Source organism: Paracidovorax citrulli, from assembly GCF_900100305.1.
Taxonomy (GTDB): domain Bacteria; phylum Pseudomonadota; class Gammaproteobacteria; order Burkholderiales; family Burkholderiaceae_C; genus Paracidovorax; species Paracidovorax citrulli.
On record NZ_FNEY01000047.1, the window covers coordinates 13,399 to 27,642 of the forward strand.

The window sequence follows — 14,244 nt, forward strand, 5'->3', positions numbered from 1 at the left end:
ATCCCGTCAGGAGCGGCCCGCACGGCTGCGCGAAAACGGTGGCTGGCAGTGCCATTCAGGTCGGCAGGTGCGGATCGCAGCGGAGGTCCGCATAGGCCACGGCGTACTTGACCAGGGCCGCCTGCCCATCGATGCGCAGCTTGCGCCGCAGGTGCAGGCGGTGTGTTTCCACGGTGCGCACCGAAGTACCCATCCGTTCGGCGATGTCCTTGTTGGATCGCCCTTCCGCGAGCAGCCGGAGCACCACCGCCTCGCGCGGCGTGAGCGACCGCCCCTGGGGTGGCGCCGGCTGCCCGCCGTCCACCAGCGCGCGCACGGCTTCGCTGAAATGGCTGCCGCCCGCCCGCACCGTCTCGATGGCCTGCACCAGCTGGCCGGCCGGCGCGTCCTTGAGCACGTAGCCGCGCACGCCCAGGCCCACGGCACGCCGCACGTACTCGGCATCCTGGTGCATCGACAGCACCATCACGCGCACCAGCGGAAAGCGTTCACGGAACAGCGCCGCCAACTGGATGCCGCTGCCGTCGGGCATGCGGATGTCGGTCAGCACGATGTCCGGCGCCATGGCCTCGGCAAGTGCGAGGGCCTCCTGCACGCCGCCCGCCTCGGCGGCCACGCGGATGTGGGGCGTGGCGTCCAGGCGCATGCGCACGCCGTCGCGCACCAGCGGATGGTCGTCCACCAGCAGGACGCGGATCGGGGTCTGGCCGGGGTCGGCGTTCATGCGGGCACCTGCGAGGGTTCGATGCCGGCGGACAGCCCGGCGGCGGGCGCGTCCCGGCGGTCGAGCACCGCCAGGATGCGCGTGCCGCCGCGGCCCGATGCGATGGCGAAGCGGCCGCCCAGTCCTTCGATGCGCTCGCGCATGTTGCGCAGGCCGATGCCGCCCTGGCCGTCGCGCTGCACGCGCTGCACGTCGAAGCCGCGCCCGTCGTCGCGCACCGACAGGCTCACCCGCCAGCGCGTGAAGCGCAGCGCCACCTCCACCTGGCTGGCTCCCGCATGCATGCGGGCATTGGTGAGCGCCTCCTGGGCAATGCGAAACAGCGCCGTGCCGTGGCTGGTGGGCAGGGGCCCGGCCGGCCCGCGCAGCACGAACCGCACGCTGAACGCTCCCTGCTCCTCCACCTCCTGCGCCATCAGCGCGAGCGCGGGCGCGAGCCCGAGGTCGTCGAGCAGCGCGGGGCGCAGCCCGTGGGACACGCGCCGGATCTCCAGCAGGGCATCGTTGAGCCGCTCCAGCCCATGGTCGAGCATGTCGCGCGGCGCGTGGGCTGCGCGCGCGGCCCACTGCACCTGCGCCGTCTCCAGCAGGAATTTCGAGGACACCAGCACCTGCACCACCCCGTCGTGCAGCTCGCGCGCCACCCGCACCCGCTCTTCCTCCTGCGAGCTCACCACCCGCTGCGCGAGCCGGCGCAGCTTGGCGCTGGCCACGCGGTGGTCGCTCAGGTTGAGCGCCAGCCCCGCCAGGCCGATCAGCACGATGCACAGGGCCGCGATGCCATAGATGCGCTGCCGCGTGCCGTCGATGTTCTCCTGCGCGGCCCGGTCGATGTGGCGCAGCGTTTGCTGCACGTCGTCCAGGTACAGCCCCGTGCCCAGGATCCACTCCCAGCCGGGCAGGGTGGTCACGTAGGCCAGCTTGGGCGCCATGAGCTGCGAGGAGGGCTTCTGCCAGTCGTAGCGCACCATCCCGCCGCCCTGGCGCGCCGTGGCCAGGATGCGGTTCGCGGGCGCTTCGCTGCGCGGATCGCCCGGATCGCACAGGTCCACGCCCGACAGGCCCATCTGCCGGGCGTCCAGCAGCACGTTGCCCTCGCGGTCATAGACGAAGAAATAGCCGTCCTTGCCGAACTGCATGCGCGAGAGCAGGGCCAGGGCCTGCCGCTGGCGCTGCACGGGGTCGGCCTCTTCGGCGGCGACGCGCGCGAGCGCGCTCTGGGCCAGTTGCACGTAGTGGCGCAGTTCGGTTTCCTTGCTGTGCAGGTAGGCCGTCTCCACCAGTTCGCGCTCCTGCTGCGCCAGCTTCAGGGTCTGGTGCCGGGCCGTCGCGGCCACGCAGCCGAGGGCCACCAGGATGGGCAGGGTGGAAAGCAGCAGGAGTTTCAGCCGCAGTTGCATGGTCTGTCTCGCGAGTGGGGGATAACTATCCGCCTGATACCGGAAAGTCCGGCAAAGCGGTATGGGGGTCAGTGCCGGTATTCCATGCGGGCGTGACAACCTGTAAATATGGATGAGCGGCGGAGAAAATCGTCCTGGCCTTGAATGGGGAAGGATGAAAATAAATCGCACCGCCGTGGTGAGTCCGGTCCCCATGCCGGTGCTGTTACGTACCTGCCGGCCGCGCTTCGCCCGTCGATGGTGCGGCGTGCGAAGGTCCGTGGAACACCCGTGGAGGCCCTGTTGCGGCAGCAGGATGCGTGCCGGGGCCGGGTGCGCGGGGTGTCTCTGCGTAGGACTGCGCAAGCCGCCCTGCGTAATCCTGCGTAAGGGAAAAATGTGCTTTCGTTCCGCCGGTGTCCCGCACAGAATTCCTTCGCGTTCCCGCTTTCGCCGATATTCGATGCCTTCGGGCGGGATTATTGCGGTCGGGTGCGTGGCGGTATGGAAAAAGGGGGCGCCTGCAGTGCGCGGTACCCCCTGTGATATTTCCGTGCCATGTCTGCGTCGTTGAACGGAAGGAATGTCATGGATATTCGGAATCCCCTGCCCCGGGGCCTGGCGCTGTGCGGTGCCGCGCTCGCGGCCGCGCTGCTGGCGGGGTGCGCGGCACCCGCCCAGCGGGAGGTGCTCTCCACCACCCAGATCTACCCCGCGATCGGGCCCTACTCGCAGATGGTGGCGCACGGCAACACGCTGTACTTTTCGGGCGTGCTGCCCCTCAACGCCGCCGGCAACGCGGTGCAGGGCACCACCATCGAGGAGCAGACCCGCGCCGTGCTCGATTTCATCGGCGCCAAGCTGCGCTCCCAGGGGCTGTCGTATGCCGACGTGCTCTCCACCACGGTGTACATGAAGGACCTGGGCGAGTTCGCCGCCATGAACAAGGTGTACGGCGAGTACTTCCGCAGCGCGGCGCCCGCCCGCGCCACCGTCGAGGTCGCGCGCCTGCCGCGCGACGTGAAGATCGAGATCGCGGCCATCGTCGGGCGCCGCTGAGCCACCGGACCGATTCCAGGAGATTCCCATGACCGAAACATCCCCTGTGGCGGCCGGTGCCGCCTGCCGCATCGAACCTGCCGCCGCGACCGAACCGCGCTGGAGCGCCAAGCGCCGCGACTTCCTGCGCATGATGGGTTATGGCGCCGGCGCGGCCACGCTCGGCCCGCTGGTGGCCGCGTGCGGCAGCAGCGGCGCCCAGACCACCGCCGAGGCCCTGCGCGAGCAGCTCGTGCGCGACGAGGCTTTCTGGACCGGCGTGCAGGACATGTTCGTCCTCAAGCCCGAGAAAACCTACATGAACATCGGTACCGGCGGCTCCATGCCCAAACTGGTGCTCGACGTCTTCGATACCGAGAACCGCAAGAAGGCCGCCGATTCGGGCAGCGGCTACGGCAACCTGCTCGACCTGCGCAAGCAGGTGGCCCCGGGCTTCGGCGTGGATGCGGACGAGCTCGCCTTCTCCGCCAACACGTCCTCTGGCATGTGCCATGCCATCCTCGGCATCGACTGGCAGCGCGGCGACGTGGTCGTGACCACCAACCACGAGCACGGCGGCGGCGACACGCCCCTGAAGATCGCCACCGACCGCTACGGCATCGAGGTTTCGCGCATCCAGATGCCCGTGGGCAACAACCAGACCGCGGCCACCTACGTGAACCTGTTCGACGAGCGCATCCGCGCGCTCAAGGCGCAGGGCAAACGCGTGCGGGCGATGATGTGGTCCTCGCCCACCTACAAGACCGGGACCATGCTGCCGATCGCGGACCTGATGGGCGTGGTGAAGGCGCACGGGCTCATCAGCATCGTGGACGGCGCGCACCTGCCGGGCATGATGGCCTACAACTATGCCGAGCTGGGCATGGACTTCATGTCCGGCGCCGGGCACAAGTGGCAATGCGGCCCGGGCTCCACCGGGATCCTGATCGTGCGCAACAAGATGCGGGCCTCCAACCCGCTGCCCCTGCCCAAGTGGTTTCCGATCCACACGAGTTCCTACCCCGCGAAGGACCGCACCACCAACGGCACCGAAACCTACGACATCGCCGCCACCATCACCAGCTGCGGCAGCCTGCACACGCCGATGTTCATGGCGCTCGCCCAGGCCTGCGCGCAATGGGACGGCATCGGGCGCAAGAAGATCGAGACCTACGACCTCACGCTCTCGTCCTACCTCAAGGAAAAGATCGCCGAGCGCTGGGGCATCGACGCGCTGTACTCGCCCAAGGACGACCCGAAGCTGCTGTCCGCGCTCACGTCCTTCAACCCGTTCCCCAACAAGGCGGACGTGATGAACGCGCAGAAGGCGAGTGCCTTCGTCTCGCGCATGCAGAGCGACTACGCCCAGGGGTTCGTGATCCGCAGCGCGGACTTCCCCGTCATCGGGGCGCCGTCCAACCACTACGGCATCCGCGTCTCCACGCACCTCTGGCACGACGCGCGCGACATCGACCTGCTGGTCGATGCCATGTGGGATCTGTCGCGCAAGATCTGACCGTCCCCGCGGCGACGCCCCATGCAATGAAAAAAAGAGCGCGGGAATCGCTTCCCGCGCTCTTTGTCCTGCAGGAGGCTCGCGTCAGAAGCGGTGGCGGATGCCCACGCCGAAGCTGTTGCCCTTGGCCTGCGCGGTGATGCGGTCGTTCATCAGCATCGCATAGACATCGGTGCGCTTGGACAGGAAGTAGTCGTAGCCCACCGTGAAGGTCTTGCGGTCGATGTCGGTCTGCGTCATTTCGGTCTTCACCCAGTCCACCAGCACCTTGCCCGAGGGACCCGCGGGGATGGAGGCGCCGATCTGCATCGTCCTGGCCTTGTTGCTGGTGTTGTCGGCCTTGGCCTCGCCGTAGCTCAGGAAGGGCTTGACCATGCCGAAGTCATAGGCGCCCAGCAGCATCCAGTCCTTCCTGGTGGTGCCGAGGTAGGCGCCCTGGCCGGGGTTGGCGATCTGGTCGCGCTCGTAGAAGCCGGTCAGCGTCAGCGGGCCGCCGAAATAGAAGAAATTCGCGCCCACGTTCTTGCGGCCGTTGTTGCCCGCCTGCTCGCCGAACTGGTACTGGATGTTCGCGGAGAAGCCGCCGATCTTCGGCGTGCTGTAGACGATCTGGTTGCTCCAGCCCGTGTCGGCCGGCGTCGTCGCGGCCCAGCCCGTGCCGTTGAACAGGGGCACGTTCATGTGCAGGATCAGCGGCGAGAACGTGAACGAATCGCCCAGCGGATTGCCCACCACCGACGGCAGGAAGTTGGGCGCCATCCAGCGGCCCAGCAGCACGGAGCCGAAATCGCCCGACAGGCTCACGTTCGCGTCACGCGAGAAGAAGGTGTCGTTCGCGAAGCGGCCCTGCGTGCCCGTGTCGACCTGCAGGAAGGAGGTCAGCTGGAAGCTGGCCTTCAGCCCGCCGCCCAGGTCTTCCGTGCCCTTGAAGCCGAACCACGAGGTGGTCAGGCCTCCGCTGTTGACCACCGAGCGGCGGTCCGCATCGCCGGCCATCTTCATGGAGCCCACGTAGATGTCCGACAGTCCGGTCAGCTGGACCGAACTCTGGGCGTGGGCGCCGGCGGCGCACAGCAGCGCGGCGCTCAACGCGATCAGGTTTTTTTTCATAAGACTCCCGTCCAACGGCAAAGACAAACAAAAGGGGAAAAGGATCGGATGGAGGCACCGGAGCAGGCCGCCCGGCCGCCGCGCACCCGGGAAAGACGCGACGCGGCCACGGAATGCCCCCTCTGGCGATCGCCGTTTGTAACCAGCAATTACCGTGCCGGCAAGATGGGCATGTCCCTGCCGCAGGCGCCCGCCCGCGTGTCGCCCCGGCCCGTTCCGTCTTCCGGCACGGCGCGCGAAGCATTTGACTTCGCTCAACACGCCCGGGGCGCGGGCGCGCCACAGTGCGCACCATGTTCCCCATCCCTTCCACCGATCCTTCCGTGCCGTGCGAGATGGCCGCCGCAGGCCAGGTGCTGCGGCAGCGCCACCAACAGTCCGCTTCGGTGCTGCACCTCGACAGCGGCCGCGTCGTTTTCGGGGTGCGCGAGGAAGGGCAGCTCAGGCACCAGCTCGGTGCGGTGGACGGGCCTTTCTGGCTCGATGCCGCGTCGGCCCTGCTCGGCCAGCCCTGCCCGGTGGACATGGTGGCGGACTCGCGCGTGCAATTGCGCCGTGTCCCCCTGGAAGCGTTCCGCGACGAGGTGGCACTGCTGCCCGAGACCGTGCAGCGCCTGGTGCGCGACATGGCCGCGGGTTATCTGCAGCAGACCGAACTGGCAGTGAGCCGTCTCGCGCAGGATGCAGAGGCCCGCTGCGCCCAGTGGCTGCTGCGCCATGCCGAACCCGGCGACGGCGGCGCGCTGCGCGTCACCCTCAGCCAGCGCAAGCGCCTCATCGCCGCGCAGCTCGGCATCGCGCCGGAAACTTTCTCGCGGGTGCTGCGCCACCTGCGCGAGCACGGCCTCGTCGCCGGCACGGGCAACGTCCTGATGCTTCCGCAGCCACGCGAACTGCAGATGGTGGCCGGCGGCTGAGTTCCCGGCCGGGGCGCCGGCCTTGACCGGGGTGCCGGCGGCCGCCCATCCGGGCGCCTTCTGAACGCCGGCGCAGGCCTGTTCGCCATCGGGGTTCTCCCGGGGGTGGCCCCCGGGGTTCTACCCAAAGCCGTCCGGGGGAGCGCTGCGTATATTCGTTTGCAAGGGCCCGGCCTGTCCCGGGTATGTATTCCCCCGCAACGAACCGCCCGCTCCGCATGCTCCTTCGCTCCCGCTGTTCCCGGCCGATTCGCGCGCAGAGCGTGGGGCGCGCATGAGCGCGCCGCCCGCTCCGCCGGCGGCGGCCGGGCGCGGCCGCCTGCGTGCCTTCGCCACGGTACACGACGGCCGCGAGGCGCACTGGCACATGCCCGGCCCGCTGGTGCTGCGCGTGATCGCCGCCGCCGTGGTGGCCGTGCTGCTGGCCGGAGGCCTCGCCGCCTGGATCGTGGCACGAACCGCCCAGCACGAGGCGTTGGAGCGCCTCATGGAGCGCCAGACCGACGAGGTCGAGGCGGTCGCGCTGCTGCTGTCCAGCAAGATCGAGCAGAACCAGCGCGTGCTGGCCACGCTGGCCGAGAGCATCCCCACGCCGCTGCCCGACTCTCCGGACGCGCTCGATGCCCTGCTGGGCCAGGGGCTGCCTGCGGCGCGCTTCTTCGACGCCCTGCAGATCGCGCGGCAGGACGGCAGCCTCGGCCTGTACTGGCAGAACGGCCGGCTGCATCCCGGCGCGCAGCTCGATCCTGCCGAGCGCGACCAGCTGCGGCGCACGCTGCTGGAGGGCAAGCCGCTCGTGTCCGGCGTGATCGGCAATGGTTCCGCCGATGCCCGCATCATGTTCAGCCTGCCGCTGCGCGCGGCCGAGGACGGCGGGGTGCAGGGCGCGCTTGCGGGCACGCTGCGGCTGCAGTCGCAGGGCCTGCTGCCGCCGTCGATGGCGCTGCCGGCACGGGCCGGATCGACGCTGGTGGTCTTCTCGCGCGACGGCGCCATCCTCGCGCACCCGGACCCGGCCCGCGTCCTCGGGCTGGTGCGCAACGAGACCGGGCTGTCGCAGGTGTACGAGCGGGCGCTGCAGGGCGGGCAGGCAGCGGTGGCGGGTCGCGGGTTCTCGGAAGTGGTGGCCGGGCAGGTCGTGAGCGTGGCGGGCGTGCCGCTGCCCCAGTGGCTGGTGGCGCGCGTGAGCGATGCGCGCGCCTCGGATCTGGACCTGCTGGCCGGCGGTGGCCAGCGTGGACTGGGGGGCGCCGTGGCCGCCACGGCCTGCGCGGCGCTGCTGGCGGCCATCGCCATCGCCGTGCTGGCCCAACCCCTGGCACGGCTGTGCCGGCGCGTGGCGCGCGCCCATCCCACGGGCATCGCCGACGATGCGCCCTGGCCGGCGGGAGCCGGCGAGGTGGACGCCCTCGCGCAGGTCTGCCGGGCGCTGGTGGACGATTGCCGCATCGCCCGGCACCGGGCGGGCGTGTTGCAGGACCAGTTCCAGGCCGTGCTGGACCATGCCCCCGCCGGCATCGTCATCACCCGCGCCGGGCAGATGGTGGTGGTCGGGCTGGAGGCATGCCGCCTGCTCGGCTATGAACCGCATGAACTGCAGGGGCAGCCCGCGCGGCTGCTCTACGCGAGCGATGCGGCCTATGCCGAGCTGGGGCGGCGTGTGCGTGCCGAGTTCGCCGCGCACGGTGCCTTCGACGGAGATGTCTGCTTCGTCCGCAAGGACGGCGGAGCGGTCTGGGCGCGGGTGCTCGGCCGTGCCGTGCGCGACGGCGCCGTGGCGGAAGGGGGCGGCACGGTATGGATGCTGGAGGACCTGACGGCAGCGCGTGAGGCGCGGCGCCAGCAGGACTGGCCCGCGGGGCATGATTCCCTCACGCAGCTCGCCAACCGCGACGCGTTCCAGCAGCGCCTGCACGCCCTGCTCGCGGACCATGCGAAACGCTCCATGGTGGTGCGCGCCTCGGTCCGAAATGGTGCATTGCCTTCGGAGTCCCTGCAGGAGTCCCCCGGGCGTGCGGAGGCCGTGGCACCACCTCCTGCACCGGAATCGGGCGTTTTGCTGTTCCTCGATCTCGACCATTTCACGGTGGTGAACGCGATCGCCGGGCACGACGCGGGCGACGACGTGCTGCGCCACGTGGGCCGGCTCATCGAGACGCAGGTGCGGCATGTGGGGTGGGCCGCCCGGCTGGGCGGGGACGAGTTCGCCGTGGTGCTGCCCGGCTGCGCCCTGCCGCGTGGCCTGGCGATCGCCACCCAGCTCTGCGCGGCCGTGCACGCCTGGGAGCCGGCCTATGCCGGCCGCACCTATACGCTGGGCGTGAGCATCGGGCTCGTGCCGCTCGATGGCGGCGCCTACGACGTGCCCACCGTGCTGCATGCGGCCGACATGGCCTGCTACGAAGCCAAGCGCGCGGGCCGCAACCGCGTCGAGGTGCGGTGGCTGCGGCCGGGCCGTCCGCACGAGAGCACGACGGCGGACGGCGACGTGCAGGCCTGACCACTGGCGCGGCAGCAGGGCCTCCCGAGCCTTGCCGCGGAGCGGCCGTCTTGTCCATGACGGCGGTGGAAACATTCTGTTCTTCGGAACACGACAACATGATCGGCTACCGCGACCGCGTACCCGGCTTCGAGGCGCGCACGGCCGAAGCCATCATGCAGCGCGCGACGCCGCCCATCGCCGACACGGTCCGCGAGTTCATGCCGGTGCGCCAGGTGGACCTGGATGCGCTGTCGCGCGACCTGGATGCGCTGGACCGCTGACATGGCGGCAGGGCAGCGGCCGAAGGCGATGGCGGCGTGGTGGCTGCGGTCCGGCAGTGGCGCGAAGTTCCTGATCACCTTCCTGTCGGTGTTCGGGGCGTGGACCGCCTGGTGGTGGATCGACAGTGCCCGCACCTGTCCCCGGCAGGAGGCGGCCACGCTGCACGGCCTGTGCCTGATGCAGGTGCGCGAGCGCGCGGAGCGGGGCGAAAGCGCGGCGCAACGGACCTATGGCAGGTATCTGCAGATCCACGGCCGGGAGGCGGAGGCCCGGGCGTGGCAGCTGCGTTCCGCGCGGCGCGCCGGCCCGGCGGCTCCCTGAGGGATTGCGCCGCGGTCAGTCCGCCACGCCACCCAGCGCGCGCAGCACGTTCTCGGCGGTGGCCGGCGCCACCAGGCGCACCGGCCCGTCCGCCGAAGCGCCCTCCGGTGCATCCGCACGTGCCGCGGCCACGGCATCCCGCAGCGCTTCATAGACGCTCACGGCCAGCATGAAGGGCGGTTCGCCCACGGCCTTGCTGCCGCCCACGTTGTCCTCGCGGTTGGCCTCGTGCCACAGGTCCACCCGGAAGTGGGCCGGGATGTCGCCCGTGGCGGGGATCTTGTAGGTGCTGGGCGCGTGCGTCGCGAGCCGGCCCCGGTCGTCCCAGACGAGCTGCTCGGTGGTCAGCCAGCCCATGCCCTGCACGAAGCCGCCCTCGATCTGGCCGACGTCGATGGCGGGGTTGATGCTGCGGCCCGCGTCGTGGAGGATGTCCACGGCGAGCACGCGGCTTTCGCCGGTGAGCGTGTCGATCGCCACCTCGGTGCAGGCCGCGCCGTAGGCGAAGTAGTAGAACGGGCGCCCGGTGAGCGTCGTCTTGTCGTAGTGGATCTTGGGCGTGCGGTAGAAGCCGTCGCTCCAGAGCTGGATGCGGTTGGCATACGCGGCCTGCACCACGTCGCGCCACGCATGCGAGCGTTTCGGCGAAGTGATCCGGCCGTTCTCGAAATGCACCGCGCCCGCGCCGCAGTGGTCCAGGCCCGCGACGAAGGCCGCGAGGTTGTCGCGCACGTGGCGCGCGGCGAACTGCGCGGCCCGGCCGTTGAGGTCGGTGCCGCTGGATGCCGCGGTGGCGCTGGCATTGGGTACCTTGCTGGTGTCGCTGGCCGTGACCAGCACGTGCGCCAGAGGCACGCCCAGTTCGTCGGCCACGATCTGCGCCACCTTGGTGTGCAGGCCCTGGCCCATCTCGGTGCCGCCGTGGTTCACCTGCACGCTGCCGTCGGTATAGACGTGCACCAGCGCGCCGGCCTGGTTGAAGAGCGTGGCCGTGAAGCTGATGCCGAACTTCACCGGGGTGACGGCGAGGCCGCGCTTGAGCGTCGGGTGGCGGGCGTTCCAGGCATTCACGGCCTCGCGCCGCTGGCGGTACCGGGAGGATTGCTCCAGCCGGGGCAGCAGGTCGTGCAGCACGTTGTCTTCCACGGCCATCTGGTAGTGCGTGACGTTGCGGTCCTCCAGCCCGTAGAGGTTGGCCATGCGCACGTCGAGTGGATCGAGCCCGAGCGCACGCGCGATGTCGCCCAGGATGGTCTCGATGGCGATCACGCCCTGCGGCCCGCCGAAGCCGCGGAAGGCCGTGTGGCTCTGGAGATGGGTCCTGCAGCGGTAGGAGGCGATCTCCACGTTATCGAGGAAGTACGCGTTGTCGCAGTGGAACACCGCGCGGTCGGCCACCGGGCCGGAAAGGTCCGCGGAGAAGCCGCAGTTCACCGCCATGCGCAGCCGCAGGCCCCGGATGCGGCCCGTGCCGTCGAAGCCCACCTCCCAGTCGTAGGCGAAGGGATGGCGCTTGCCGGTGACCATGAAGTCGTCGCCGCGGTCCAGCCGCAGCTTCACGGGGCGGCCCGTCTTGTGCGCGGCCACCGCGGCCCACACGGCCATGTGGCCGGCCTGCGTCTCCTTGCCGCCGAAGCCCCCGCCCATGCGGCGGCAGGACACGGTGACGCGGTGGCTGTCGATGCCCAGCGCGTGCGCCACCCAGTGCTGCACCTCGCCCGGGTGCTGGGTGCTCGAATGCACCTGCCACTGGCCCTGCTCCTGCGGCAGGACGTAGGCGATCTGGCCTTCCAGGTAGAAATGCTCCTGGCCGCCCACTTCGAGCGTGCCCTGCAGGCGGTGCGGCGCCGCGGCCAGGGCCGCGGCCGCATCGCCGCGGCGCACGGTGACGGGCGGCAGCACGTAGCTCTCCTGCGCCAGCGCCTCGTGCACCGAGAGCACGGGCGGCAGTTCCTCGATGTCCAGCTGGACCAGCCGCGCGGCGCGGCGCGCCTGCGCCACGGTGTCGGCCAGCACGAGGCCGACCACCTGGCCCGCGAACTGCACCGTGTCCCGCGCGAACACCGGCTCGTCGTGCGCGAAGGCGGCGAGCACCGGATCGCCCGGCACGTCGGCCGCCAGCACGATGTCGCGCACGCCGGCCAGGGCGCGGGCCGCCACGGCATCCACGCCGCGCAGGCGGCCGTGCGCCACGGGCGAGAGGATGGGCGCCGCGTGCAGCGTGCCCTTCCATTCGGGCAGGTCGTCGATGTACTGCGCCGTACCCGCCACCTGGGCGCGGGCGCTTTCGTGGATCTGGGAAACGCCCACGGCGCGGCGTGCGCTGTGCGGCGTGCCGTCCAGGCCGGGCGGCGGGGCCTCGCCGGCCATCGGGCCGGCCGCGCCTTCCGCGTCTGCGCGTGCCGCCACCGGGTCCGCATCCGCGTCGCGGCTCAGGGGGCCTTCGGGGGCGGTACTGGTGGGCAGGGTGTCGTCGCGCCGGTTCATGCCTGTTCCTCCGCCTGCGCCACCGGCACGAGTTGTTCGAGCGATACGGGCAGGGCGCCGGTTCCTGCGGGGCGTTCCGGGCTCTCCAGCCAGCAGCGCCGCATCAGCGAGGCCAGCACGGCGCGCCGGTAGGCGCCGCTGGCGCGCATGTCGGAAATGGGGGTGAACTCCGCCTGCAGGGCTTCGCCCGCGCGCAGCGCGGCGGCCTCGCTCCAGGGCTGGCCGGCGAGCGCGGCCTCGGCACCGCGTGCGCGCGCCGGCACCGCGGCTACGCCGCCCGCGCCGATGCGGGCGGACTGCACGGCGCCGTCCCGCACCGACAGCAGCACGGCCAGGCAGACGGCGGAGATGTCGTCGTCGAAGCGCTTGGACACCTTGTAGGCGGCCAGCCGGTCGCCCGGCGCGGGCAGGGGCACGTCGATGCGCGCGACGATCTCGTCCGGCGCCAGCAGGTTGCGGCGGTAGCCCGTGTAGAAGTCTTCCAGCGGCAGGCTGCGTTCGCCGCGCACGCTGGCCAGCACGATGCGCGCGCCGAGCGCGATCAGCACCGGCATCGAATCGCCGATGGGCGAACCGTTGGCGACGTTGCCGCCCAGCGTGCCCGCATTGCGCACCGGCAGCCCGGCGAAGCGCTCGGCGAAGCGCCGCAGCGCCGGCCAGTGCGCGGCCAGGGCGGCGAAGGCGTCGTCCAGCGTGGCCGCCGCACCGATGGAAAGGTGGCCGTCCACGGTGCCGATGCGCCGCAGCTCCTCGGCACGGGTGACGTCCAGCACGCGCTCGAAGCGGCGGTGCTGCTTGGTGATCCACAGGCCCACGTCGGTGGTGCCTGCGACGATTTGCGCGTCGGGATGGGCGGCGCGCGCGGCCAGCAGGCCAGCGAGCGTCTCCGGCGCCAGATAGTTGGGTGCTGCGTCCTGGGGGGACGCCACGGGGGCTCGCAGTTCCCGCAACCGCTCCAGCACCGCGCCCTCGTCCACCGGCTGGGCCGGCAGTTCGGCCATCCGCCCGGCGGCGTCCAGGATCGGGCGGTAGCCGGTGCAGCGGCACAGGTTGCCCGAAAGCTCCGCCACGGCCATTTCGCGCGTGACGGCGCGGCCCTGGCAGACATGGTTCCGGTACATGCCGAACAGGCTCATCACGAAGCCCGGCGTGCAGAAGCCGCACTGCGATCCGTGGCACTGCACCATGGCTTCCTGCGCGGGATGCAGCGGTGCGGGCGCGCCGCGCCGGATGAGCGGATCCTGCGCGAGGTCTTCCACCGTCCACAGCGCCATGCCGTCGATCGCGTGCGCGAGGCGGATGCAGCTGTTCACGGCCCGCAGGCGCAGCCGGCCGCCTTCCTCCGAGCCCAGCACCACGGTGCAGGCGCCGCAGTCGCCCTCGCCGCAGCCCTCCTTGGTGCCGCAGTCGCCCAGGTCCTCGCGCAGCACTTCGAGCAGCGTGCGGTCGGGCGGAACATGGGCCAGCGTCACGGGCTGGCCGCGGCGGAGGAAGCGGATCGGTCGGGATGCAACGGTCATTCGCGGGGCTTTCTGGAGCGCGCCCCGGCGTCCGGCAGCCGGGACGGGGGCATGGGGGCCATGGACTCGAAGCGTAACCGGTCCCGGCACCGCCTGCCACCGCAAATTCGATGCCAGCGCCCGCGCTCCCGCTAGGTGTGATGTCTCAATAGGTTGTTCATCCAGGCCCGACCTGGGAAGCTGTGGTTACCAGGCCCCAGCAACTCAGGACAGGACACCGGATGAACAGTCATAAGCATGCGCGATTGACCCGCGCAGGTCGAGCCCTTCTGGTCGACAGAGTGCTCCAGCAGAACTGGACGATGCGCCAAGCCAGCGAAGCCGCAGGCGTGAGCCTGCGCACCGGCTACAAGTGGATGGCCCGCTTTCGCAACGAAGGCCCCGATGGCTTGCTCGACCGCAGCTCCCGCCCGCACCGCAGCCCCCAGGCCTGCCCACCCGAGCAGGTCCAGCTGTTCGAACAGCAGC

Annotated in this window: 12 protein-coding genes; 7 read left to right on the forward strand and 5 right to left on the reverse strand. The window is 70.8% G+C overall.

Annotation, left to right across the window (positions count from 1 at the left end):
• Positions 1-55: 55 nt before the first annotated feature.
• Positions 56-724, reverse strand: coding sequence for a response regulator (locus BLR99_RS21055; protein WP_046060842.1), 669 nt, complete (start codon positions 722-724; stop codon positions 56-58).
• Positions 721-2,124, reverse strand: a complete 1,404-nt coding sequence (locus tag BLR99_RS21060) for a cache domain-containing protein (RefSeq protein WP_046060843.1) — start codon at positions 2,122-2,124, stop codon at positions 721-723. The genes BLR99_RS21055 and BLR99_RS21060 overlap by 4 nt, the downstream gene beginning before the upstream one ends.
• Before the next feature lie 567 nt (positions 2,125-2,691).
• Here BLR99_RS21060 and BLR99_RS21065 point away from each other — a divergent pair.
• Positions 2,692-3,162 (forward strand): Rid family detoxifying hydrolase, encoded by a 471-nt coding sequence (locus BLR99_RS21065; RefSeq protein ID WP_011794271.1) that lies wholly within the window; start codon positions 2,692-2,694, stop codon positions 3,160-3,162.
• A 28-nt stretch (positions 3,163-3,190) separates the two neighbouring features.
• The gene (locus tag BLR99_RS21070; RefSeq protein ID WP_138919948.1) at positions 3,191-4,657 is read left to right on the forward strand and encodes an aminotransferase class V-fold PLP-dependent enzyme; all 1,467 of its coding nucleotides are present in this window, start codon (positions 3,191-3,193) and stop codon (positions 4,655-4,657) included.
• Between the two features lie 84 nt (positions 4,658-4,741).
• Here BLR99_RS21070 and BLR99_RS21075 read toward each other — a convergent pair whose 3' ends face one another.
• Entirely contained in the window at positions 4,742-5,767 is a 1,026-nt protein-coding gene (locus tag BLR99_RS21075) for a porin (protein ID WP_011794273.1), read from the reverse strand.
• 293 nt (positions 5,768-6,060) lie between these two features.
• Between BLR99_RS21075 and BLR99_RS21080 the strand changes: the two genes are divergently transcribed.
• The 4 genes from BLR99_RS21080 (at position 6,061) to BLR99_RS21095 (ending at position 9,769) form a co-directional block, all read left to right on the forward strand.
• Positions 6,061-6,684, forward strand: coding sequence for a Crp/Fnr family transcriptional regulator (locus tag BLR99_RS21080; protein ID WP_046060885.1), 624 nt, complete (start codon positions 6,061-6,063; stop codon positions 6,682-6,684).
• 274 nt (positions 6,685-6,958) lie between these two features.
• Positions 6,959-9,184, forward strand: a complete 2,226-nt coding sequence (locus tag BLR99_RS21085; protein WP_074687497.1) for a sensor domain-containing diguanylate cyclase — start codon at positions 6,959-6,961, stop codon at positions 9,182-9,184.
• A 98-nt stretch (positions 9,185-9,282) separates the two neighbouring features.
• Positions 9,283-9,447 carry a hypothetical protein gene (locus tag BLR99_RS21090; protein WP_165842984.1) on the forward strand — a complete coding sequence of 55 codons (165 nt, stop codon included), beginning with the start codon at positions 9,283-9,285 and terminating at the stop codon, positions 9,445-9,447.
• Between the two features lies 1 nt (position 9,448).
• On the forward strand, positions 9,449-9,769 hold the full coding sequence (locus BLR99_RS21095; RefSeq protein WP_017440609.1) for a hypothetical protein: 321 nt from the start codon (positions 9,449-9,451) through the stop codon (positions 9,767-9,769).
• A gap of 15 nt (positions 9,770-9,784) precedes the next feature.
• Here the strand turns inward: BLR99_RS21095 and xdhB are convergent, their stop codons facing one another.
• Both xdhB and xdhA read right to left on the reverse strand, forming a co-directional pair.
• Positions 9,785-12,256, reverse strand: a complete 2,472-nt coding sequence (gene xdhB, locus BLR99_RS21100; RefSeq protein WP_074687499.1) for a xanthine dehydrogenase molybdopterin binding subunit — start codon at positions 12,254-12,256, stop codon at positions 9,785-9,787.
• Positions 12,253-13,776, reverse strand: a complete 1,524-nt coding sequence (xdhA, locus tag BLR99_RS21105) for a xanthine dehydrogenase small subunit (RefSeq protein ID WP_046060846.1) — start codon at positions 13,774-13,776, stop codon at positions 12,253-12,255. The genes xdhB and xdhA overlap by 4 nt, the downstream gene beginning before the upstream one ends.
• Positions 13,777-13,997: 221 nt before the next feature.
• Between xdhA and BLR99_RS21110 the strand changes: the two genes are divergently transcribed.
• A partial coding sequence (locus BLR99_RS21110) for a leucine zipper domain-containing protein (RefSeq protein ID WP_139160163.1) occupies positions 13,998-14,244 on the forward strand: 247 nt, incomplete at its 3' end.